At 73.7% G+C, this 21,822-nt stretch carries 22 protein-coding genes; 8 read left to right on the forward strand and 14 right to left on the reverse strand.

Going from position 1 to position 21,822, the window contains the following annotated elements; genetic code table 11:
- The first annotated feature begins 318 nt into the window (after nt 1-318).
- The 4 genes from MNZ29_RS04080 (at nt 319) to MNZ29_RS04095 (ending at nt 3,493) form a co-directional block, all read left to right on the forward strand.
- A complete protein-coding gene (locus tag MNZ29_RS04080) occupies nt 319-1,278 on the forward strand; it encodes a DUF5996 family protein (RefSeq protein ID WP_242334746.1) in 960 nt (319 codons plus the stop codon).
- 78 nt (nt 1,279-1,356) lie between these two features.
- Entirely contained in the window at nt 1,357-1,764 is a 408-nt protein-coding gene (locus tag MNZ29_RS04085; RefSeq protein ID WP_242334742.1) for a bacteriohemerythrin, read from the forward strand.
- A gap of 130 nt (nt 1,765-1,894) precedes the next feature.
- Complete coding sequence (locus MNZ29_RS04090; protein ID WP_242334739.1) at nt 1,895-2,044, forward strand: hypothetical protein; 150 nt, start codon at nt 1,895-1,897, stop codon at nt 2,042-2,044.
- Between the two features lie 429 nt (nt 2,045-2,473).
- The gene (locus tag MNZ29_RS04095) at nt 2,474-3,493 is read left to right on the forward strand and encodes an aldo/keto reductase (RefSeq protein WP_242334735.1); all 1,020 of its coding nucleotides are present in this window, start codon (nt 2,474-2,476) and stop codon (nt 3,491-3,493) included.
- Nucleotides 3,494-3,501: 8 nt separating this feature from the next.
- Here MNZ29_RS04095 and MNZ29_RS04100 read toward each other — a convergent pair whose 3' ends face one another.
- Entirely contained in the window at nt 3,502-4,347 is an 846-nt protein-coding gene (locus MNZ29_RS04100; RefSeq protein WP_242334732.1) for a S1/P1 nuclease, read from the reverse strand.
- Between the two features lie 203 nt (nt 4,348-4,550).
- Here MNZ29_RS04100 and MNZ29_RS04105 point away from each other — a divergent pair, with 203 nt between their 5' ends.
- Nucleotides 4,551-5,699 carry an MFS transporter gene (locus MNZ29_RS04105; RefSeq protein ID WP_242334729.1) on the forward strand — a complete coding sequence of 383 codons (1,149 nt, stop codon included), beginning with the start codon at nt 4,551-4,553 and terminating at the stop codon, nt 5,697-5,699.
- Between the two features lie 23 nt (nt 5,700-5,722).
- Here MNZ29_RS04105 and MNZ29_RS04110 read toward each other — a convergent pair whose 3' ends face one another.
- The 3 genes from MNZ29_RS04110 to MNZ29_RS04120 all read right to left on the reverse strand — a co-directional run bounded on the left by MNZ29_RS04110 (nt 5,723) and on the right by MNZ29_RS04120 (nt 8,340).
- Nucleotides 5,723-6,205 carry a DoxX family protein gene (locus MNZ29_RS04110; RefSeq protein WP_242334791.1) on the reverse strand — a complete coding sequence of 161 codons (483 nt, stop codon included), beginning with the start codon at nt 6,203-6,205 and terminating at the stop codon, nt 5,723-5,725.
- A gap of 133 nt (nt 6,206-6,338) precedes the next feature.
- Nucleotides 6,339-7,196, reverse strand: coding sequence for a putative RNA methyltransferase (locus tag MNZ29_RS04115; RefSeq protein WP_242334726.1), 858 nt, complete (start codon nt 7,194-7,196; stop codon nt 6,339-6,341).
- Between the two features lie 91 nt (nt 7,197-7,287).
- A complete protein-coding gene (locus MNZ29_RS04120; RefSeq protein ID WP_242334723.1) occupies nt 7,288-8,340 on the reverse strand; it encodes a nitronate monooxygenase family protein in 1,053 nt (350 codons plus the stop codon).
- A 143-nt stretch (nt 8,341-8,483) separates the two neighbouring features.
- Between MNZ29_RS04120 and MNZ29_RS04125 the strand changes: the two genes are divergently transcribed.
- The 3 genes from MNZ29_RS04125 (at nt 8,484) to MNZ29_RS24835 (ending at nt 10,226) form a co-directional block, all read left to right on the forward strand.
- Entirely contained in the window at nt 8,484-8,645 is a 162-nt protein-coding gene (locus MNZ29_RS04125) for a hypothetical protein (protein ID WP_242334720.1), read from the forward strand.
- Between the two features lie 394 nt (nt 8,646-9,039).
- Nucleotides 9,040-9,918, forward strand: a complete 879-nt coding sequence (locus tag MNZ29_RS04130; protein ID WP_308197043.1) for an HNH endonuclease — start codon at nt 9,040-9,042, stop codon at nt 9,916-9,918.
- Between the two features lie 11 nt (nt 9,919-9,929).
- Nucleotides 9,930-10,226, forward strand: a complete 297-nt coding sequence (locus MNZ29_RS24835) for an HNH endonuclease signature motif containing protein (RefSeq protein WP_308197044.1) — start codon at nt 9,930-9,932, stop codon at nt 10,224-10,226.
- 299 nt (nt 10,227-10,525) lie between these two features.
- Here MNZ29_RS24835 and MNZ29_RS04135 read toward each other — a convergent pair whose 3' ends face one another.
- Genes MNZ29_RS04135 through MNZ29_RS04180 form a run of 10 tightly spaced genes read right to left on the reverse strand, consistent with a single transcriptional unit; the run spans nt 10,526 to nt 21,811 of the window.
- A complete protein-coding gene (locus tag MNZ29_RS04135; protein WP_242334714.1) occupies nt 10,526-11,374 on the reverse strand; it encodes an ABC transporter permease in 849 nt (282 codons plus the stop codon).
- Entirely contained in the window at nt 11,371-11,829 is a 459-nt protein-coding gene (locus MNZ29_RS04140) for a nitrous oxide reductase accessory protein NosL (protein ID WP_242334710.1), read from the reverse strand. The genes MNZ29_RS04135 and MNZ29_RS04140 overlap by 4 nt, the downstream gene beginning before the upstream one ends.
- Nucleotides 11,826-12,749, reverse strand: a complete 924-nt coding sequence (locus tag MNZ29_RS04145; protein ID WP_242334707.1) for an ABC transporter ATP-binding protein — start codon at nt 12,747-12,749, stop codon at nt 11,826-11,828. Before MNZ29_RS04145 ends, MNZ29_RS04140 begins: the two co-directional genes overlap by 4 nt.
- On the reverse strand, nt 12,746-14,128 hold the full coding sequence (gene nosD, locus MNZ29_RS04150; RefSeq protein WP_242334704.1) for a nitrous oxide reductase family maturation protein NosD: 1,383 nt from the start codon (nt 14,126-14,128) through the stop codon (nt 12,746-12,748). The genes MNZ29_RS04145 and nosD overlap by 4 nt, the downstream gene beginning before the upstream one ends.
- Nucleotides 14,125-14,787, reverse strand: coding sequence for a hypothetical protein (locus MNZ29_RS04155; RefSeq protein ID WP_242353013.1), 663 nt, complete (start codon nt 14,785-14,787; stop codon nt 14,125-14,127). Before MNZ29_RS04155 ends, nosD begins: the two co-directional genes overlap by 4 nt.
- Nucleotides 14,788-14,821: 34 nt before the next feature.
- Complete coding sequence (gene nosZ / locus MNZ29_RS04160; protein ID WP_242334697.1) at nt 14,822-16,726, reverse strand: Sec-dependent nitrous-oxide reductase; 1,905 nt, start codon at nt 16,724-16,726, stop codon at nt 14,822-14,824.
- Nucleotides 16,723-17,994, reverse strand: coding sequence for a cytochrome c family protein (locus MNZ29_RS04165; protein ID WP_242334694.1), 1,272 nt, complete (start codon nt 17,992-17,994; stop codon nt 16,723-16,725). Before MNZ29_RS04165 ends, nosZ begins: the two co-directional genes overlap by 4 nt.
- A 2-nt stretch (nt 17,995-17,996) precedes the next feature.
- Nucleotides 17,997-19,352: a cytochrome bc complex cytochrome b subunit gene (locus MNZ29_RS04170; RefSeq protein ID WP_242334691.1), complete on the reverse strand. Its 1,356-nt coding sequence runs from the start codon at nt 19,350-19,352 to the stop codon at nt 17,997-17,999.
- A 9-nt stretch (nt 19,353-19,361) separates the two neighbouring features.
- Nucleotides 19,362-19,862: a ubiquinol-cytochrome c reductase iron-sulfur subunit gene (locus MNZ29_RS04175; protein WP_242334688.1), complete on the reverse strand. Its 501-nt coding sequence runs from the start codon at nt 19,860-19,862 to the stop codon at nt 19,362-19,364.
- A complete protein-coding gene (locus MNZ29_RS04180) occupies nt 19,859-21,811 on the reverse strand; it encodes an FAD-dependent oxidoreductase (RefSeq protein ID WP_242334685.1) in 1,953 nt (650 codons plus the stop codon). The genes MNZ29_RS04175 and MNZ29_RS04180 overlap by 4 nt, the downstream gene beginning before the upstream one ends.
- Nucleotides 21,812-21,822 lie beyond the last annotated feature (11 nt).

Consider the following 21,822-nt stretch of genomic DNA (forward strand, 5'->3'; position numbering starts at 1 on the left):
CCCCCCCCGCCGCCCCCCCCCGCCGGGCGGGGGGGGGGGGGGGGCCGGCCCCCCCCCCCCCCCCCCCCCCCGCGACGGCTCCCCGCCGGGAGGGGGCGCTGCCCCCTCCCCACGCTGCGCGTGGGGCCCCTCCCCCGGGTACGCGGTCGTTCCGATAAATGCGGACGATCGTGAGCGATGGGCGCAGCGCTTACCGGCTTACGGCGGCTTTCGCCCGCTCGGCCGCTCGGTCCAGCCCGCTCCACCTGGCGCTGGCGCGGGCCTTCCTCGGCTGCGCAGCTTGAGAGACACGAGCGCCGCGGGCGTGAGGGGGGGAGCATGCGAGACCGGATCGCGTGGCCGGAGCTGCCGCTGTCGCGCTGGAGCGACACGCGCGCGACGCTGCACATGTGGACGCAGGTCATCGGCAAGGTGCGCCTCGCGTCCACGCCGCTCGTGAACCACTGGTGGAACGTGCCGCTCTATCCGACGGCGCGCGGGCTCACGACCTCGCTCATGTTCCACGGCGCGACCGGCTTCGAGATCTCGCTCGATCTCCTCGACCACCAGCTCGAGGTCGCGACGAGCGACGGGACCTTCGGCGCGATGCCGCTCGTGGCGCAGCCGGTGTCGCGCTTCCACGCGCGGCTCATGGGGATGCTCCGCGACCTCGCCATCGACGTGCCCATCCGCACGATGCCGGTGGAGGTGCCCGACCCCGTCCCGTTCGACAAGGACGACCTCCACGCCTCGTACGATCCGGAGTTTGCGCAGCGCTTCTGGCGCGTGCTCCTCGCGACGACCCGGGTCCTGTGCGACTTCCGCGCGCGCTTCCTCGGCAAGGCGAGCCCGGTGCACTTCTTCTGGGGGAGCTTCGACCTCGCGGTCACGCTCTTCTCCGGCCGGCGCGCGCCGGAGCGTCCCGGCGCGGACTGGATCACGCGCGAGGCCTACTCGCACGAGGTGATGTCGTTCGGCTTCTGGCCGGGCGGTGGCGGGTTCGAGGACGCGGCGTTCTACGCGTACGCGGCGCCGGAGCCGCCGGGCTTCGCCTCCGCGCCCGTCCGTCCGCGCGAGGCCCGCTACGACCAGGGGCTGCACGAGTTCCTGCTGCCCTACGCGGCGGTCTGCGCCGACGCCGATCCGGACGCGCGGCTCCGGGAATTCCTCGAGACCACCTACGAGGCCGGGGCGGAGCTCGGAGGCTGGGATCGCGCCGCGCTCGAGCGCGGCGCGCCCGCGGAGGCGGCCGCGCCGGCTTACGGCGAGACCTCCGGCGCCCCGCCGCCGGTCCACTGACCCCCCGGCGGGCGTTGAGGCCTGCTCGCCCGCCGGCAATGGGAGTGCCCGGATCGCGGACCGGCACGTGGAGGAGCCATGAAAGAGACGCACACCTGGAACGACCGGCTCGAGGTCGGGCACGAGGCGATGGATCACGACCACCACCTGCAGATCGGGCTGGTGAGCGCGTTCGTGGACTCCCTCGAGCAGGGCCGCCCGTGGATGGCGCGGCGCCTCGCCGATCAGCTCCTCGCTTACAGCGTGGCGCACTTCGGCAGCGAGGAGCTGCTCATGGAGGGCAGCGCGTTTCCCGAGCGCGACGCCCACGCGGGCGAGCACGGCGCGTTCCTCGAGCAGATGCGCGAGCTGCAGCGCGCGTTCGCGAGCGGGGACGAGCAGCTCGCCACGACCGCGGCGCTCGACCTCCGGACCGCCCTCGCGGCGCACATGAACGACGCCGATCGGCGGCTCGCGGCGCACGTCGCGCCGCACACGCACGGCTGACGGACCTCCGTCGCGTCCCAGCGCGGCGAGCGCTCGCCCGTCTCCCCGTGGCCCGGAAGCGTCGTTCTCGACGCAAGGAATTGCGGCTGTGCGCCGGCGGTTCGACACCTCGGTCTCTCCGGAGGTGTTCGTGGCCACGTTCCTCGCCGTGCTGATCGCCGTCTCGCTCGCCGTGCTGGTCGCTGCACTCGCCAAGCTGACCCGCCCGTCCGGGCCGGCACGGCTGCCTGCGCGCGTGACGGTGCCTGCCCGCGCCGGCCGCCTGCGCCGCCGTCGCTGACGGCGAGCCCAGCCGACGGTGCGCGCGCGACCCTCTCCCGGTCGGCGCCGCTCCGGTGAACGCGCATTCATGTCGTGGCGCGTGGTCGCTTCGCGCGCCCCGTCGCCTCTCCCGCCAGCGCGCGTCCCTCGACCGTGGGATGCCGCGGGCCCTCGGTTCACTCTCCGTTCTGTGCGCGGCGAGACCCAGGCCACCCACTTGAACGGGTTCGCAGCGGGTCCGGGGCGAACGGGGTAGACACCGTAGGTGAAGGGTGGGGCGCTGCGTCCGGCGGCGAGGCGGGGAGCCGCCCGCGCGCACGGGCGCGAGCCGCGGCGTTTGGGGCGCGCGAGCGCTCGCCAGGCTCGGGCGGCGGCTCCGCGCGGGCGGGACGTCCGCCCTCCCGCCGCGTCTCCGTCGCGCCCATCGTTCGGGGAGGGGGACGCCACCATGACGCGTCGAGAGTTCCTGGAGCTGTCCGCGGCCATGACCCTCGCGCCGCTCGCCGCGTGCGGCGGTCGGTCGGCACAGGGCGGGACGCATGACGCCGTCCCGGCGGCCGGCGGGTCGCCGCTCCCGCAGCGGAAGCTCGGGCGCACGGGCGTGGCGGTCTCGCTCGTCGGGCTGGGCGGCTTCCACATGGGGATGCAGGCGACGGAGGAGGAGAGCCTCCGCATCGTCCGCACCGCGGTGGACGGCGGCATCACCTTCCTCGACAACTGCTGGGACTACAACGACGGCGAGAGCGAGCGGCGGATGGGGAAGGCGCTGCAGGGCGGTTACCGCGAGAAGGTCTTCCTCATGTCGAAGATCGACGGCCGCGACGCGGCGACGGCGGCGCGGCAGATCGACGAGTCGCTCCAGCGCCTGCGCACGGACCACCTGGACCTCATGCAGATCCACGAGGTCATCCGCCCCACCGATCCCGCGCGCTGCTTCGCGGCGGGTGGCGCCATCGAGGCGCTCGTCGCCGCCCGGCAGGCCGGCAAGCTCCGCTACATCGGCTTCACCGGGCACAAGTCGCCTCGCTGGCACCTCGAGATGCTGCGCGAGGCCGACGCGCACGGCTTCCGGTTCGACACGGTGCAGCTGCCCCTCAACGTCCTCGACGCGCACCACGACAGCTTCGAGAAGAACGTCCTCCCGGTGCTCCTCGAGAAGGACATCGGCGTCATCGGCATGAAGCCGATGGCGGACGCCCGCATCGTGAAGCAGGGGATCGCCTCGGCGGAGGAGTGCCTCGGCTACGCGATGAGTCTCCCCGCGAGCGTGGTCGTCACCGGCTGCGATACCGTCGAGCGTGTCGAGCAGGCGCTGCGCGTCGCGCGGGGCTTCCAGCCGCTCGCCGTGGATCGCATGAACGCGCTGCTCGCCCGCTCCGCCGCGGCGGGGCAGGACGGCGCGAACGAGCTCTACAAGACGACCGAGGAGTACGACGGGACGACGCAGAACCCGCAGTGGCTCGGGTAGGGCGACCCTCACCTCCGCCCGGCGCGAGCCTCCCGCGCGAGCGCGATCCGATCGAGCAGCGCCGCGAGCCGCACCCCGGCCTTCTGGAGCTGCGCCTCCGCCCGCGCCCGCTGCCGGTCCGGGTACGCGTCCGGCAGCACGAGGCTGCGGCCCTCTCGTGGGAGCGGCTCGAGCTCCGCGTACAGCGCCCGCGCGAGCGCATGCGACTCGTTCGCCCACGCGGCGGGCGACGGCTCGGCCGCCGCGCGCGCCGCCTCCGGGCCGCGGACCTCGCGCGCGAGGGCGCGCCCCGCCGCCACCGCGCCGCGGCGGTACAGGATGGGTCGGAGCACGTCCTCGTCCCACACCCGGTGCAGGCTGCGCGGCCTCTTCCCGCCGCGCGTGCGGGTCTCGAGCTCGGTGCCGCCGCGATCGCGACCGTCCGCGTGCAACGGCTGGTGCACGTCCGCGGCGAGGTGGACGAGCCAGCGGAACGCGTCCGCCCTCCGGACGGCCGAGTCTCCGTCGCGGAGCTCTGCGACGGCGCGCTCCATCGCGGCGACGATGCAGGCGTCCCCCGGACAGTCGCGCTCGCGCACGTAGCCGGCGGCGCCGGGAGGGATGTTCACGTAGTGCCAGGGCCGCGTGGCGGGCTCGCGCTGGGCGTCGGCCCATCCGGCGACGCGCGCGTCGGACATGGGCGTCGCGCCGAGGAGCTCTCGCACGAGCCGCCGCGCCGCGGGCGTGAGCCGCTCCTCCGCGACGGCCGCCGCGACGCGGTGGCCCTGCGTGGACCAGGCCGCGGCCGGCGACGGCCCGACGGCGAGCGCGCCGGCGAGGGCGAGGAGCGGGAGCGTGGCGGGGGAGCGGGTCATCTGGCCTCGGCGTCTAGGGGAGAACCTCGAGCCTACCGCTCCCTGCCGACGCGGACCTCGGCTCGCACCGGGTTCGGGGCTTCACACGCGCCCCGCACGCGATACTAGCGCCGCGCGGAGTCGTTGGAACCGAGTGGAACCCGGCGCCGGAGGCGACGAGCGGTCCGGGCCGACCGGACCGCGCCTGCGGTATCGTGCGCGCGATGGATCGCGAGCGCGTGGCGCTGTACGTCGGGACGGTGGCGGCCTACTCGGACATGTACGTGACCCAGCCGATCCTCCCGCTGCTCTCGCGGGAGTTCGGCGTGGGTCCGGCGCGCGCGGGGCTCACCGTCTCGGCGGTCGTCCTCGCCGTCGCCGCCGCCTCGAGCGTGTACGGTCCGCTCTCCGACGCGCTCGGGCGGCGGCGCGTCATGGCGAGCGCGACGGCGCTCCTCTCGCTCGCGACGCTCGCCTGCGCCGCGGCGCCGTCGTTCGGCGCGCTCGTCGGCCTGCGCGCGCTGCAGGGCGCGTTCGTGCCCGGCATGACCGCGGTCTCGGTGGCCTACGCGGGCGACCGGTTCTCCCCCGCGGAGCTCGGACGGGTCGTGGGCGGCATCATCGCCGCGTCGGTCGTGGGCGGGCTCGTCGGGCGCGTCGGGTCGGGCGCCATCGCCGCCCACCTCGGCTGGCGTGCCGCGTTCGTGGCGTTCGCGGCGCTCACCCTCGCCGCCGCGGCGGTGCTCGCTCGCGGGCTCGTGCCGGGCGCGCGCGTCGCCGGGCGCGGGATCGTCGCGGCGTACGCCGGGATGCTGCGGCACCTCCGCGATCCGCGCCTCGTCGGGGCCTACCTCGTCGGCCTCTCGCTCTTCTTCGGCTGGATCGGGATCTTCACCTACCTGCCGTACCACCTGTCCGCCCCGCCGTACGGGCTCTCCACCGCGGCGGTCTCGAGCGTGTACGTCGTGTACGCCGCGGGCGTCGTCGCGTCGCCGCTCGCGGGCAGGCTCTCCGGCCGCGTGCCGCCCCGGCGCCTCATCGGCCTCGGCCTGGCGGGCGAGGCGCTCGGGATGGTGCTCGTGCTCGCGGGGCCCCTGCCGCTCGTGGTGATGGGGCTCGTGGTGCTCGTGCTCGGGACGTTCACCGCCCAGGCGGTCGTGCCCGCGTTCGTGAACGCCTCGGCGCGGACCTCCAAGGGCGGCGCCAGCGCGCTCTACCTCGCCTTCTACTACGCGGGCGGGACGCTCGGCTCGGCGCTCCCCGGGCTCGCCTGGCAGGCCGGGGGCTGGGGCGCGGTGGTGGCGGTCTGCGCCGCCTCGGTCGGCGTCGGGATCGCCGCGAATGCGGCGCTGTGCGGGCGCGCGCCCGCCTGATCCGGCGCGCTCAGCGCGCCGCGCTACTTCAGTAGCTTCACGAAGCCGAGGGCGCGGGACTGGCGCCGCGGGGCGAGGGCCCATCCCCGCCAGCTGCGCGCGACGCTCCGCTCGACGAGCTCGTGGGTCGAGAAGCGACCGGGGCCGGCGGTGAGCAGCGCGGCGGCGATCCCCATGAGCGCGAGGTTGAACTCGAACCCCCCGTTCACGTTGGAGAAGCCCTTCGGCGCGTGCACCTTCGCGACGGCGACCGCCTGCGTGGCGAGGATCGCGAGCGCGCCGAGGCGGGTGCCGATCCCGAGGATCGCGGTCGCGCCGCCGAACACCTCCGCGACGCCGGTGAGCGTCGCCCAGGTGACCCCCGGCTTGATCCCGAGCCCCTCGAACATCTCCCCGGTCTGCTTCGGACCCTCACCTCGCAGCTTCTGCAGGCCGTGGTACAGCATCGTCGCGCCGAGCGTGGCGCGCACCGGGACGAACGCAGCGTCCTTCGCGACAGCGGTCATCGAGCTCACGAGATCTCCCCCCGGGGAAATCTGGTGCCCTGAGCCGGCGCGACAAGGAGCGCGCCGCCTCACGAGCGCCGCCACGCACGGCGGCGCGGCGAGGGCGCGCGGGGCGAGCGCTGGAGGGGCAACGTCACCGGGGCCGGTAGGTCCCGACGCGGACGGCCGCGCGGACCCGCACCGGCTCCGGCAGCGCGGCGATCCGGGCGGCGAGCGCGGCGGCGTCGGCGTGCCACGCGCTCGGGCCCATGCCGACGAGCGTCCGCACCTCCGCATGCTCGAGGGCGAGCTCGCGCGAGGCGAGCACCTCGCCCTGGAGCACGAAGCGCTCCCCCAGGCTCGCCTCGACGCGCTCGGCCTTCTCGGGGTCCACCGCGAGGAGCCCGAGCGCGTCCACGAGCGCGGCGAGGTGCTCGGGCGCGGGCGTGACGACGACGAGCGCGCCGCCCTCGCCGAGCACGCGCCGGAACTCGGGACCGTTGCGCGGCGCGAAGACGTCGAGGACGAGCCGCGCCGCGCCGTCCGCGACGGGCAAACCGCGCCACGTGTCGCACAGCGCGGCCGCGGCCCGGGGGTGGGCGCGCGCCGCGCGGCGGAGCGCCGGCTTCGAGACGTCGAGCGCGAGCCCCGCGGCCTCGGGGAGGGCGTCGAGCACCGCCGCGAGGTGGTGCCCAGTGCCCGCGCCCGCGTCCACCACGAGCCGCGCGGGCCCGGCGCCGCCGGACCACGCCTCGCGCGCCGCCGCGACGAGCGCGTCCGTCACGAACGCGTAGTGTCCCGCGGCGAGGAACGCCGCGCGGGCGGCGATCATCTCGCCCGAGTCGCCTGCGTGCGGGCGGCTGCCGGTGTCGAGGCTCACGTAGCCCTGCCGGGCGAGGTCGAAGCTGTGCCCGGCGGGGCAGCGCAGCGCGCGGCCGCTCCCGGCGGCGACCTCGGCGAGCGGCCCCGCGCAGAGCGGGCAGCGCAGGGCGTTCAGGATCTCGGGGAGCATCGGAGCCCGGCTTAGCACGAACCGGGACCGCGGGTGCCCCGACTCGCCCGCAGGCACGCCTCGCGCCGGCCCGCGCGAGCGTCCGACGCCCTCACGCCCCGAGCTCCTCGACCAGGCGCCGGACGAGCTCGCGCGCGGGCAGCGCGCGCGCCCGCGCGACGCCCTGCCCGGCCCAGAGCGACAGGTGCTCCGGGTCGCCCTGCTGCGCCGCCGCGGCGCGCATCGGACGGGTGAGGGCGTTCTGGAGCGGGTAGGGGAGGATCGCGCCCGGCTCTGCGTCGACGAGGCGCATGAAGGCATTCTCGAGCCCGCGCGCCGGCCGCCCCGAGAACGCGCGCGTGAGCGCGGTCGTGTCGGCGCGCGCGGCGAGGATCGCCCGCTTGTAGGCGGCCGACGCGCCGCACTCCGGCGTCACGAGGAACGCGGTGCCGAGCTGCGCCGCGGCGGCGCCGAGGCGCAGCATCGCCGCGACGTCGCGCCCGTCCATGAGGCCGCCCGAGGCGATCACCGGGACGCGCACGGCGGAGACGCTCTCGGCCACGAGCCGCGCGGTGGGGACGAGCGCCGCCTCGAACGGCCCGGCGAAGGTGCCCCGATGGCCGCCGGCCTCGGCCCCCTGCGCGACGACGGCGTCCACGCCGGCCCGCTCGAGCAGCCGCGCCTCCTCCACCGTGGTGGCGGTCCCCATGGTGAAGACGTCGCGCTCCCGGAGACGCCCGAGGACCTCCGCGGACGGGACGCCGAACGTGAAGCTGAACGCCGCGGGGCGCGCGTCGAGCACCACCGCGAGCTGCGCCTCGAACGTGTCCGCGGGGAGCGCGGGGACCGTGGGCGGGGGGAGGCCGAGGCGCCCGTGGACGCCCGCGAGGAGCTCGAGCATCCGCCGCGCGTCGCCCGCGGCTTTCGCGTCCCACCCGCCGGCGAACAGGTTCACCGCGAAGGGCCTGGACGTCCGCGAGCGGATCTCGCCGATCGCGTCCTCGAGCTGCTCCGGCGAGAGGTACGCCGCGCCGAGGCTCCCGAGCGCGCCGGCCTCCGAGACCTCCGCCACGAGGGTGGTCGTGGGGATGCCTCCGAGCGGCGCCTGGATGATGGGGTGCTCGAAGCCGAGCCGCGCGAGGAGCGCGTTCGCCTGGGCTGCCATGCGGTCTCTCCCTTGCCGAGCGGCGGCCGCCCCTCCGGGCGCGAGCCGAGGTCTCGGGAGGCTCTAGGCCGGAGGAGACGCCGCGGCACAGGCGCGAGGGGGGCGCCCCCGGCGGAGAGTCCGCCATTCATCGAAGCCGAGCGGTGGGTGTTTCGACCGACGTCTTCGCGCGCATGGCGGATTCAGGCATCGACGAAGTCGGCGCACGCGCTCTGAGCGGCGACCCGATGAAGGCGGCGAAGGCGGCGAGCCAGGCGGACGTCTCGTCGTGGGCGTGGAACCGGCTGGGCTCGGCGCAGGCGTGAATTCGCGCGAGCGCATGCGAACGACGCGCATCCACAGCTCGCGCCTGCGCACGGACCCGAGCGTCGCGAAAGGTCGCCGCGGTTCACCTTAAGTAACAGCTATCGCCAGCGATAGTTCGCTACGTCGGGCAATTCGCTCGCCCAGAGCGCGGGCGTCCCAGTTGCGGTGGGTGAAACATTTCCCATTGACGCCCTCTCGCCACGAGCGCGCTCGAGCATACGGGCCGGCGCGAAAATGCCGCTCTCGCGCACGCGCCTCGCGCGTGTCACGCGTGGCGATCGCCGAAAGGCATCGACGAGGATGCGCCGAAGAACGCCGCGCAGGCGCGAGCCTGGAGCGTCTCCGGAGCTCCGAAAATCGCGTGCTACGAAGGGTGTACTGGAGGTGCACCTCATGTCTGCGCTCGCCCCTGCTTCACTCGACTCTAACGTCCTCGCCCTCCGCCTGCGCGAGCTCGCCGGAGAGGAACGAAACGTCCAGGTCGACTTCCTCCTGCACCTCGACGAATTCGATCGGCGCCGAGCCTTCGTCGCGGCGGGTCATGCGTCCCTGTGGGCCTACTGTTTGGAGGCCCTCCACCTGCGCGAGGGCGCCGCCGGCCGGCGTATCCAGGCGATGCGCGTGCTGCGCCGCTTCCCGAATCTCGAGGCTCCGCTGCGCGATGGGCGCCTGTGCTTGTCCACCGTGGCGCTCCTCGGCCAGGTGCTCACCGAGGAGAACGTGGGCGACCTCCTAGCTCGCGCAGCCTTCCGGACCCGGGCCGAGGTCGAGCACCTCGTCGCCTCCATCCAGGCGCGCACCGCGCCGCGCGCAGGCCTCCGCAAGCTGGCCGAGCGAGCGCCCGCCGCGGTGAGCGCCCCGCTGCAGCTCCCAGAAGCCGAGCGGGCCGAGACGGCGACCGCGCCCGGCCCTGCGAAGCCGACCCTCGATTCGCCCCTCGACACCGGTCCGCTCCCGGCGCCCCCACCCACTTTCGTGAAGCCGAAGCGAAGGGCCGAGACGCTCGCCGTGTCGGAGAGCCACTGGTCGCTCCGCGTCACGCTCGATCGCGCCTGCAAGGAGGACCTCGAGACGCTCCGATCGCTCCTTTCGCACAAGGTCCCGGACGGCGATCTCGCTGCGGTGCTCCACGAGGCGATCCGCTGCGCCATCGAGAAGCACGGCAAGAGGAAGGGCGCGGTCGGCCCGAGCGCAAGACGAAGGACGAGGCCTAGGGCGCGAAGGAGCATGCGGCGAAGCCGCCGACGGCGAGGTCCACGATCCCGGCGATAGTGCGCCGCGCGGTGTGGAAGCGCGACGGCGGGCGGTGCGCCTGGGTGGGCTCGGACGGCTGCCGCTGCAACAGTCGCTGGAAGCTCGAGCTCGACCACATCCAACCCGCCGCCCTCGGTGGGCCGACGACGATCGATAATCTTCGGCTCGCCTGCCGACCCCATAATCTTCTTCACGCAGAGAACACCTTCGGGCGCGAGCACATGGATCGCTTCCGCCGCGACGCAAACGCACGGCCGACGCCGCTCTCGCGCGCTGGCGTGGCATCGCTGTATCCCGGGATGCAGCTGGGCATGTGGGCGCCGTGATTCTGCGGGCCGTTCACGGAGCTAGCCGAACCTCCCCTTCCGAACCCGACCCACGTCGGCCCCGTGTCGGTCACCGCTCTTGCCGCCCGAGTGCTCCGAACGGAAGCGTTCTCGGACCGCGCCGGGCCGACCCGTCGATGCCCAACCGGATCGCGCGGTGCGCCGCTGGTCCGTCCGGAGCGGCTCCGTCGGTCAGCTGCCGAAAATGTGACGAATCCCGAATGCGGAGAGCGCGGGACCCTCGACACGAGACACCTCGCGTGCGGGGGAGAGAGTAGGGCCGCGCACGCGCGCCCACCTCACAGGTCGATCCGCCGGAGCCGATGAACCGCCGCCACGATGGGCAGGGCGATCCACGCGAGGACCGAGGCGCAGAGGAGGAGCGCCGCGCCCACCGGTCCGCCGGTGAGCCGCAGGAGCGCGAGGGACGCTGCGCCGAACGCGGCGGTGCCCTGGACGGCGAGGAGCGATCCGACCCGGATCGCGCTCGCGGGGTTCACGACGACCGAGGCCACGAGGAGGCGCGACGCGGCCGTGGAGCGGAGCAGCGTCGCGACGCCGAGCGCGGCCACGTCGACGAGCACCGTCGCGGCGAACCAGACCACGAGGGCGAGCGCGAGCGCCCGCGTCCGCTTGCGCCCCACCGCGCCGGCGCCGACGAGCGCCGCGATCGCGAGGAAGACCGCGGTGAGCAGGACGGCCCCGAGCACGAGGAGGAAGTACGCGCCCGCGCCCTCCTCCCCGGCGTTCAGGAACACGACGAGCCCCGCCGCGCCGAACCCGATGAGCTCGGCGGCCGAGAGGGCGACGAAGAGGCCCGCGAGCTGCCCGAGCAGGACGACGCCGCGCCCGATGGGCTGCGAGAAGAGGAGCTCGGCGGTGCCGCGCTCCGGCGCGACGGCGAGCACGCCCATCACGAGCGCCGCGAGCGGCACCACCAGGACGACGAGCTGGACGAGCGACACGCTGGTGCGCGCGAAGTCCTCGAAGCCGCTGCCGCCCGAGAGGACGTAGCCGCTCGCCGCCACGCCCACGGCGAGCAGCGCGAACACGCCCGCGAAGATCGCCGTCCAGCGCGAGCGGACCGCGAGCGCGATCTCCTGGCGCGCGACGAGGGAGAGGGCGGCCAGCCGGGTCGGTGCGCTCATCTGCCGTCCGGTGGCCCCGCGGGGCCGAAGATCTCCGCGGCGGTCGCCGGGACGCCGCCGCGCGCGGCGGGATCCGCGTCGCGGGAGGCGGCGTCCGCGTGCGCGACGAGGTGCGAGCCCATCGGCGTCTCGAGCCTGGGATTCCGCGTGTACGTGGCGCGCGCCGTCCGGACCCACTCGCCGGTCCGGTGATCGGCGACCCAGGCCACCGCGCCCGCGTGGGGGCGGGACGCGGCCAGGTGGCGGGCGAGGCAGCCGAGGTCGTCGAAGAACAGCGGCTCCTCGCCCGGCGCCACGAGCTGCGCGGCGAAGTGGCGATCCGAGACGGCCATCCGGCAGAAAGCGCAGGCGTCGTTCCGGGTGTCGAGGGGCGCCGGCGCGGGCGACCGGGTCCGGCAGGCGAGCGCGGCGAGGAGCGCCAGCGCGCCGAGCGCGCGCGATAGGGAAGACGTCATGCCCGCACCTCCGTTCCGGAGCGCCCGGCGGCGCCGACGAGCTCGTCGTAGAGGAGGTCGAGCCGCCCCTCCTCCGAGGAGAGGCCGCGCAGCTCGGCGCCGCTCGCGCGCACCGCCTCCAGCGCGGCGGCGCGGACCGCGGCGGGCCCGATCACCACGATCTCGTCTCCGTGGAGCTCGGCGCCGGGTGCCAGCCGCTCGAGCTCGGCCGGGAGCGCGGCCGGCGCGCGCGCGACGCGCAGGCGCAGGACCCCGCGCCGGGCGAGACGCTCCGCGAGCTCGGCGCGATCGAGGTTCCCGACGAGCGCCCCGTCCACGAGCACGGCGACGCGGTCCGCGAGACGCTCGACGTCGGCGAGCTGGTGCGTGCTGAAGAGCACCGCGCGTCCCTCGCTGCGGCCGCGATCGGCGAGCGCGTGGGCGGCGGCGAGGCCGGCGCGGTCGAGGGAGGAGGTGGGCTCGTCGAGCAGGAGGATGGGCGCGTCGGCCAGCGCCACCACGGCGAGCCCGAGCCGCTGGACCATGCCGCCCGAGTAGGTCCCGACCGGACGGTCCGCCGCGCCCTCGAGCGCGGCCAGCCCGAGCGCGGCCTCGGTGCGCCCGCGGGCGGCGCCCCGCAACCGGCGGTAGAACTCGACCACCTCGCGCCCGGTGAGCGCCTCGGGGAACGCCACCTTCTGCGGCAGGAACGAGACGCCCCGCCGGGCCTCGGGCAGCGCCGCGGAGCGGAGCGGCTCGCCGATCTCCACGCGGCCGTCGGTCGGCCTTACGAGCCCCGCCGCGGCCTTGAGGCACGTGCTCTTCCCGGAGCCGTTCGGGCCGAGGAGCGCCACGACCTCGCCGCGGGTCACCGCGAGGTCGACGCGCGAGACCGCGCGATGCCGGCCGTAGCGCTTGCCGAAGGCGTCGAAGCGGATCACGGCGCCTCCACGTGCCGCCGAGGTCGCGCGCCGGCGAGCAGCGCCCCGCCGGCGGCGAGCGCCGCGAGCGAGCCCGCGAGCCCGAGCGGATCGGGCCTCCGCGGGCGCGGCGAGGGGCGGGGTACGGCGGGGAGCGAAGGCGGGCGCGCGAGGGGCCGCCGGTCGGCGACCTCGGACGGCGCGAGCACGGGGAACGCCCGCTCGGCGACCCCCAGCGCCGCGGCGGCGAGGCTCTGGGCGAGCAGATCGGCGGCGGTGAGGTTGCCGCGCAGGTGATCGAACAGGCTCCCGAGCACGAACGGCCGATCGGAGACACCGTCGCCGTCGAGGTCGGGCTCGTCGTTGTCCGACCAGTAGTTGCCGTCGAGGACCGTGTCCGTCCGGCGGCCCACGAGCGTGAGGGAGGTCAGGTTCGCGATGAACGCGTTCCCCTCGATCCGGTTCTCGCCGCACGAGTCGTACACCACGAGGGCGGTGTCCGACTCGGCGACGACGTTCCTGCGCAGGAGGTTGCGGTAGGAGCCCTCGAGGAAGACGCCGCGCGCGTTGTCCGCGAGCAGGTTGTCCTCGGCGAGCGAGTCGTCGCAGGCCTTCAGGAGGAGGCCGACCGAGGCGAAGCCGCGATTGTGGAGGAAGCGGTTCCGCCGGAAGACGAGCCGCCGCGAGTACATGAGCACGCCGCCGGCGTCCGAGCGCTCGAAGAGGTTGTCCTCGAAGACGTTGTCGTCCGAGTACATGAAGTGGATCGCGTAGCGCAGGTCGCGGACGGAGTTGCGGAGGATCGTGCCGTGCGGCGAGGACTGGATGTAGAGCCCGTCGCGGCAGTCGGCGATGTCGTTCCCCGCGAGCGTGAACCCGTCCGTGTTCCAGACGTGGATGCCCGAGCCCTTCTCGCCCGGATCCTTCCCGCGGATGCCGCGCACCACGTTCGCCTCGACGCGCGCGCCGGGCGCCTCCCGCAGGTACACGCCGAAGAGCGCGTTCGCGATCCGGTTGTCGCGCACCACGGCTCCCGGCGCGGAGACGTGCACGCCGGAGCTGTCGCGGCCGAGGTCGCCGCCGCCGCGCCCGTCCACGTCGAACCCGGCCACCGTCACGCCGGCCGCCCGGATCCGGACCACGCTCCCCTTGCCGGAGCCGCGCAGGAGCGGCCGCCCGCGCCCGACGAGCCGCAGCGGGCGGTCGATGACGAGGTCGCCGTCGTACGTCCCCGGCCCGACCTCGACGGTCGCGCCCGCGGGCGCTGCGTCGACGCGCGCCTGGAGCGGCGAGGCCTCGCCGGGGGGCGGCCGGCCCTCGAGCTGCCCCGGCGCGACGCTCGGCATGTCGCCCCCGGCCTGCGCCGCGATGAGGGCGGCGAGGAGCCCGGCCGCGGTCATGCGGGCTCGGCGGCGAGCTCGCGCCGCGCGCCCCGGACGGCGACGGCGAGCGCGACCGCCATCGCGACCGCGGCGACGATGATCGCCCAGGTCCCGACGCCGGGGTACGAGTACACCTCGAAGTTCGCGAGCTGCTTCGAGCCGAACACCGGCGGCATGAACGGCGGGACCTTCACGGGCGCGGTCGGCGCGAGCTCGTGGCCGTACGCCCACATCGTCTTTGCGAACGACCACAGGGAGAACGCGCCGACGTACATGGACAGGACCGTCACGTCGAGCACGTTCCCGACGGTCCCGAACACGGCGGCGCGGAGGAGCAGGAGCGCGAGGGCGCCGAAGACGAACGGCATCCACAGGAACTCCTTGAAGCTCTCCTGCGCGAGGTCGTGCATGCCGATGTAGTGGTTGAGGAGGTTGATCTCCTTCAGGTCCTGGCCGCCGTTGCCACCCACGAGCTGCGAGGCGTAGATGTGCAGCCGCAGGCCGTCCTGGTACTGCGGCGCGAACATCGTCATGTCCCACAGCGGCTGCGTGAGCGCCACGACGAGCAGCACCGCCGCGAGCACGAGGAGCGCCCGCGGCGCAGCGCTGATCGGCGAGTCCAGCACCCGGTGGCTCCTCACGATGTAGCCGCGCAGCCGCCCGGCCGGCGGCGACATCGCCCGTTCCGATCGCATCACGCGCCCTCCGCCGTCAGTCGTGGCCGTTGTCGCGCTTGCGGCCCTTGTCGTCGCCGCCCGCGCGTGGCTTCACGATGAGATAACCCTGCATCTCCTGGTGGAGCGCGGAGCAGAAGTTCGTGCAGTAGTAGGGGAACACGCCCGGCTTGTCGGCCTTGATGGTGACCGTCTTCGTCTCGCCGGGATCGAGGACGAGGTTGCGGTTGTACCCGAGCAGCCCGAACCCGTGCAGCTCGTCCGTCGTCTGCTCGATGTTGGTGATGGCGAAGGTGACGGTGTCGCCCTGGTTCACCTCCACGCTCGTCGGCGTGATGGTGGAGCGGACCACCACGGTGCGCACGATCACCTTGTCGCCCTCGCGCTTCAGGCCCGCCTCCTTCACGTCCCAGGTCGCGAGGGGGTGGTGGTTCTCCTCCTTCGGGTAGACCTCGATCGGCTTCACCTTGTCCGCCTTGATGATCTGCGCGTAGTGCGGCTCGGGCTCGGTGAAGGCGTCGTAGAGCAGCTTCATCTTCTCCTCGGTGATGTCGATGAGCTGCGACGACTCGGGCTGAGACGGCCCGAGCGACAGGTGCCGCCCGTGGGAGAGCTTGTTCAGGGACACGACGTACTTGCCGTCCGGGCTCACCGTGTCGCCCTCGGCGGCTGCGAGGTGGCCGACCGAGTACGAGACCGGGATCTTGTCGACGACCTCCCAGGTCCCGAGCTTCCACTTCGCGATCGCGCTGTCGACGAACAGCGAGGTGTACGCGTAGCCGTCCGTGCCGAACTGGGTGTGCAGCGGGCCGAGTCCCACCGGCACCTCCGCGTCCTTGATCGACTCGTACTTGAGCACCGGGATCCCGTCCTCGTCGCCGGCGAAGTCCTTGTTCCGGATCGCGGTCTGCACCTTCTCGAAGTTGAACGCGGTGGTGACGCCCTGGAGCTTGCCCGAGCCGACGATCCACTTGCCGTCGGGAGAGACGTCCACGCCGTGCGGCGACTTCCCGCAGGGCATGAGGTAGATGAGGCCGGGGATCTCGCGCGGGTCGAGCACGCGCACGCCGCCGATCATCTTGCCCTTGCCTGCGGCGACGGACTTCTCGGCGAGCCGCCAGTCCACCGCGGCGATGTAGTCGCGGTCGCGCTGCGAGGCGGTCACCTCGAGCTTCCCCGTGCCCCGCTCGGAGTTGTAGCAGGTGAAGAACATCCACCCGTCGGACACGCCCTTGCCGGCGTCGCCCAGGTCCCAGTCGAACGGCGGGGTCACGATCTCCCACCCGAGCGACATCTCGCCCGACTTGGGATCGATCTTCACGCCGACGACGACGCCCTTGTAGTCGGTGGCGTACTTCTCGATGGGCGCGTAGGTGCCGAGCGGGATCGGCACCGAGAAGCGCGAGGACATCATCGCGTACTCGGTGTTCGGCGTGACGAAGGACGAGCCGTGGTTGCCCGAGACGTTCGGGATGGGGCCGAGGATCTGCTTCGTCTTGAAGTCGCGCAGGTCGATGCGCGCGACCCGCCCGTTCATGTCGTTGATGAAGAGCCAGCGGCCGTCGTAGTCGCCCTTCGTCTCCGAGAGCCCCGGGTGGTGAGCGTCACCCCAGGTGTACTCGCCGAGCATCTTCCGCGTGTCGTCGTCGAACCCGTAGCCCGTGCCGGGGTAGGGGGTGAACACGGGGATGGTGCCGAGGTGCCGCATCGAGGGCAGCCCGTACACGAACACCTGGCCGGAGTGACCACCCGACGAGAACATGTAGTACTCGTCGAGATCGCCCGGGGCGATGTACGTCTTCTGCGCGGCCACCGCGGTGTCCGATGCGCCTGCCGGGGCGCGGCGTCCTCCCTTCGGCTTCGACGGCGCGCAGCCCGCGATCGAGATCATCGCGAGCGCGGCCGCCGCCATCGCGAAGCGCCTGCTTCCTTGCACCGTCATGGCGTCCTCCTGATGTTAGCGGGCTCGACGCCCGGCTCCGTGGGCTTCGCGGCGGGCTCCGCGCCCTTCGCGCGCTCCTTCTGCCAGGCGGCGAACGCCTCGCGGAGCTTCGCGATCGCGACCTTCTTCTCCTCCGGCGTGAGGATGATCTGCCGGGAGAGCACCACCGCCATCGTGCCGGTCGGCGCCGCGAGGAAGTCGTCGAGGGTGCGGCCGAAGCGCTTCTGCACGTCCTCGACGGCGATCGACAGGTCCGGCCCGATCTGCGCGGGGCTCTTCACGCCGAGCGAGGAGATGCTGTGGCAGACGAAGCATCCGGTCTTCACGAACCAGGCGCCCGGCCCGGTGCGCATCCGCTCCTCCTCCGCCACCTCCTGCTGCGTCTGCGGCTCGCTCCGCGGCGCGCCCGGGGCGAAGGACGTCGGCAGCGACGTGCGCTGCCAGGAGGTGACGAGCATGGCGAGCGCCTGCACCTCGCGGGTCGAGAACCCGAAGTTCGGCATCACCGTCTCCGGGACGATCGCCTTCGGCTCCTTCAGGTGCGCGACGTGCCAGGCGAACGCCGTCTTCTGGCCGAGGAGGCGCGAGTAGTCGTACTGCTCGGGCGCCTTGTCCCCGACGTAGGTCAGGTCGGGGCCGATGGTGCCGCCGCGGCCGTTCACGACGTGGCATGCCCGGCAGCCCTTGTCGCGCACGAGCTTCTTCGCGAGGTTCACCGCGTCGGCCCCCTTCGTCTCGCGCTCGAAGCGGTGGCAGAGGTTGCAGTTGATCTGGATGAGCGTGCCCTTGTCCTCCCAGGCGAGCGAGTACGCCTCGCCGAGGTACGGCCCGAGCACCGGCTCCTCCCAGTGCGGCGCAGGGCCGTGCGCCTCGTCGGCGTCGATCGAGTACCCCTGGCCGCCGTGGCAGGCGGTGCAGCCGAACCGCTCGACCGGGTGGCTCCGGAGGATCTCCGGCGGGTGCGTGCGGAACGGCTCCTCCGCGGCCTCGAACCCCTTCCACGGCCCGGCCTGGTGGCAGGTGATGCAGCGGTCCGCGCGGCGCAGCTCGGGCACCCAGATCTGCACGAGGCCGTCGTGCACCCCCCGCGCCTTCTCCTCGCCGAACTTCTCGGCGACGCGCCCGCGGAACTCGGCCTGGTACCAGCGCCAGTCCTTCGCGCGGTCACTCCACACGAACAGGATCGTCGAGACGACGAGCAGGACGCCGACGATCGCGAACAGGAGCCGGTCACGGGATGCGAACGGCGATGGCGTCACGGGTTCCATGGTCAGAACCGGGTCGGCATCTCGGGCCAGGCCTGCCACGGCCAGTAGAGGTGCCAGTAGGGGCCGCGCGAGAACGTGCCGACGATGGTGAGGAGGAGGACGATGGCGACGATCACGAGGAAGACGGCGTTCTGGGTGCGGCGGCTCCGGGGGAACCACCGCCCCGCCGCCGCGGCCGGGCTGCGATCGAGCCACGGCCAGACGACGAGGAGCGCGACGAGCAGGCCGGGCAGGATGACGCCGCCGACGAGCGCCCCGTTCACGGTGAAGGAGCCGATGCGGATCGTCGTGTCGGTGACGATCTCCTGCAGCCAGAGGAAGTACCAGGGGGCCTTCGCCGGGTTGGGGGTCACGAGGGGGTTCGCCGGCTCCTCGAGCGGCGACGGGACGAACACCGCCAGGATCGAGATCACCGCGACGGTGCCGAGCATGACGAGGGCGACGCGGCGGGTGAGCTCCGGGACCGAGCTGACCGTGGTCTCCGGCCGCTCGACGGACGAGGCGCGGATGAGCGGTCCCTGCCCGCGCGCGACGCCGAGGAGCGAGTACGTCTTGGTGCGGGTGCGCTCCGCCGGCACCTCGGCGGGCGCGGGCAGCCGCGTCGCGTGATCGGCGCGCGCGAGCCCGCCGTCCTTGCGGATGCGCCACATGTGGTAGGCGAACAGCACCCCGAGCACGCCGGGGAGCACGATCACGTGCAGGACGTGGAAGCGCGTGAGCGTCGGCTGGTCGATGGCGCGGCCGCCGAGGAGCAGCTCTCGCATCTGCGCCCCGACGAGCGGCACCGCCGAGGCGATGTTGGTGCCGACCGTGACCGCCCAGTAGGCGAGCTGGTCCCACGGGAGCAGGTACCCCGTGAACGACAGGAACAGCGTCACGAGGAACATCACGACGCCGATGACCCAGTTCCACTCACGGTTCTGGCCGCGGCCGACGCCGTTCTTGTAGGCGCCGGTGAGGAAGACCCGCACGAGGTGCAGGAAGACGGTCGCCACCATGAGGTGCGCGCCGAGCCGGTGCACCGCGCGCATCCACGAGCCGAACGTGACGACGTTCTCGATGTCCTTCACGGACCCGTAGGCCCGCTCGACGGACGGGATGTGCAGGAACAGGAGCGGGATCCCGGACGCGACGAGGAGGGCGAGGAGCGCGGTCGAGATGGTCCCGAGCCAGAGCGAGTAGCGCCACTCCATCGACTCCTTGAGCGAGCGCGCCGGGAACCAGTGGAGGATGAAGTTCGCGACGATCGCGTCGCCCGCCTCGCGATCGGAGGCGGGGCGCACGCTCCACAGGCGGCGGAGGTGGACGCCCGGCGCGGTGCGGGGCGCTTCCGGCGGGACGGTCGGCAGGACGGCCATGGCGCCTCCTCAGGCGGTCGTGAGGCGGAAGCTGCGCTCCACCGGCTTCGCGAGGTCCACGACGAGCTGCCCGTCGTCGGGCGCGATCGAGAGCGCCCACCACTCGAGCGGCCGCGGCGCCGGTCCGGCGACGTTCTGGCCGTCGCCCGTGTACTGCGAGCCGTGGCACGGGCAGAGGAACCGGTGCGTGAGGCGGAGCTCGGTGCCGCCGACCTTCTTCACCACCGGGGAGGAGAGCGCCTCCGCGCGGACGGTGCAGCCGAGGTGGGTGCACACGGCCGAGATCGCGTGGAAGACATTGCCCTCGCGGAACACGAACAGCCGCTGCTCCGGCAGGAACTTCATCCCCTCCGGGAACTCGGCGGGGATCCCGAGCTTCACGACCGTGGGCGCGTCGTAGGAGACGTTCGGGACGAGCGAGCGGAGCGACGCGAGCCCCTGACCGGCGACGGAGGCGAGCCCCACGCCGATCCCGAGCTTCTTCAGGAACTCCCTGCGATCCGAGGTCATGGCGTCCCCTCCGGCGCGGCCGCCGCGGTCCAGCGCTCCGTGAAGGTGAAGCGCTCCATCGTCATCGCGTCCGTCGGGCAGCGGATGGCGCAGAGCCCGCAGCGGATGCAGGCGGTGTCGTCCTTCAGCATGGCGGAGAGCGGCAGCCCGCCGGCCGTGGCGCGCGCCACCACCTCGGCGCGCTCCCCCTCGGGCAGCTCCACCTCGTCGAGCGGGACGAGCGCGAGGCAGTACTCGGGGCAGACGTCCACGCAGCGGTTGCAGAGGACGCACTTCTCCGGGTCGTAGATGGTCTGGACGTGGCAGACGAGGCAGCGCGCCCCTTGCTGCCGAGCCTGGAGCTCCGAGAACCCGACCTCGACCTCGGCGATCCCGGTGCGCCGGTCCACCGGCAGCGTGGGGGGCGGCATCCGATCGAGCAGCTCGAACCCGGCGATCATGCGGTAGTCGCGGGTCGGGATCTTCTCGACGTCGAGCCGCGTCTCGAGCCGGGCGCGCTCCCCGGCGAGGTACCGGTGGATGGACCGCGCCGCGCGCTTGCCGTTCGCGATGCCCTCGATGAGGTTCCGGGGCCCGAACGCGACGTCGCCGCCGGCGAACACCCCCGGCGCGGAGGTGGCGAGCGTGCCGGGGTCCACGCGGATCGTGCCGCCCGGCGTGAGCTCGACGCCGTCCTCCGGGTGGAGGAACGAGAGGTCCGCGCGCTGCCCGATGGCGAGGATGCAGCCGTCGGCCGGGAGGGTCGTCGTGTCCGCGTCGTCGTAGCGCGGCGCGAACCGTCCCGCCTCGTCGAACACCGACAGGACCTTGCGCAGCTCGACCGCGCGCAGCTTGCCGCCCTCGCCGAGGAATTGCCTGGGGCCGCGCCGCGGCAGGAAGCGGACGCCTTCGCGCTGCGCCTCCTCGAACTCCTCGTGGCCCTGCGTGGTGCGCAGGACGGGCATCTCCTCGAACGCCTCGAGGGAGACGATCGTGACCTCCGTCGCGCCGCCGCGCAGCGCCTCGCGCGCGGAGTCGAGCGCCTCCTTGAGGCGCGCGTCCGCCTCGCCGCCGGCCTCGTCCGAGAGGGCCTTCAGCTCCTCCTCGCGGCTCACGCGCAGCGCGGTGCGGGCGGCGTCGAACGCCACGAACCCGCCGCCGATCACGACCACCCGGCGGCCCAGGTCGAGCCGGTATCCCTGGTTGGCGTTGAGGAGGTAGTCGATGGCCTTCACGACCCCGTCGAGCTCCACGCCCGGCAGCTGGAGCTCGCGCCCCTTCTGCACGCCGACCGCGAGGAAGACTGCCTCGAACCCCTCGGCGCGGAGCGCCGCGAGGCCGCGCTCCGGCGTGAGCGGCGTCTCCAGCCGGAGCGTGACGCCGAGCGAGAGGATCGCGTCGATCTCCGCCTGGATCAGGCTGCGCGGGAGCCGGTACTCCGGGATCCCGTAGCGCATCATCCCGCCCGGCTCGGGCGAGGCCTCGTAGACCGTGACCTCGTAGTCGAGCAGGGCGAGGTCGTGCGCTGCGGACAGCCCCGCCGCGCCCGCACCGATCACCGCGACCTTCGGCCGCCGCCGGGCGGGCGGGGCCTCGACGCGCTCGACCGGCAGGTGCCCGGCGTAGCGATTCCCCTCCCGCATCGGCTCGGTCCGGAGGCGGTTCTGCGTCTCGGGGTGCATCGACTCGACGCCGTGACGCTCGCAGACGGTCCGCTTGAGCGCGCGGATGGTGATCGGCGCGTCCACGCTCCCGCGCCGGCAGGCCTCCTCGCACGGCGCGGCGCAGACGCGGCCGCACACGGAGGCGAACGGATTCGGGGCGCGCGCGACGAGGTAACCCTCCTCGTAACGTCCCTCGGCGACGAGCTGGACGTAGCGCCCTGCGTCCGTGGCGACGGGGCAGCCCGCCTGGCACTTCACCTGCTCCTGCCAGTCGCGCAGCCCGGGTATCCGCGCAGTGATCCCCATCGGTGGGAAAT

This window comes from Anaeromyxobacter sp. SG64 (assembly GCF_022690745.1).
Classification (GTDB): domain Bacteria; phylum Myxococcota; class Myxococcia; order Myxococcales; family Anaeromyxobacteraceae; genus Anaeromyxobacter; species Anaeromyxobacter soli.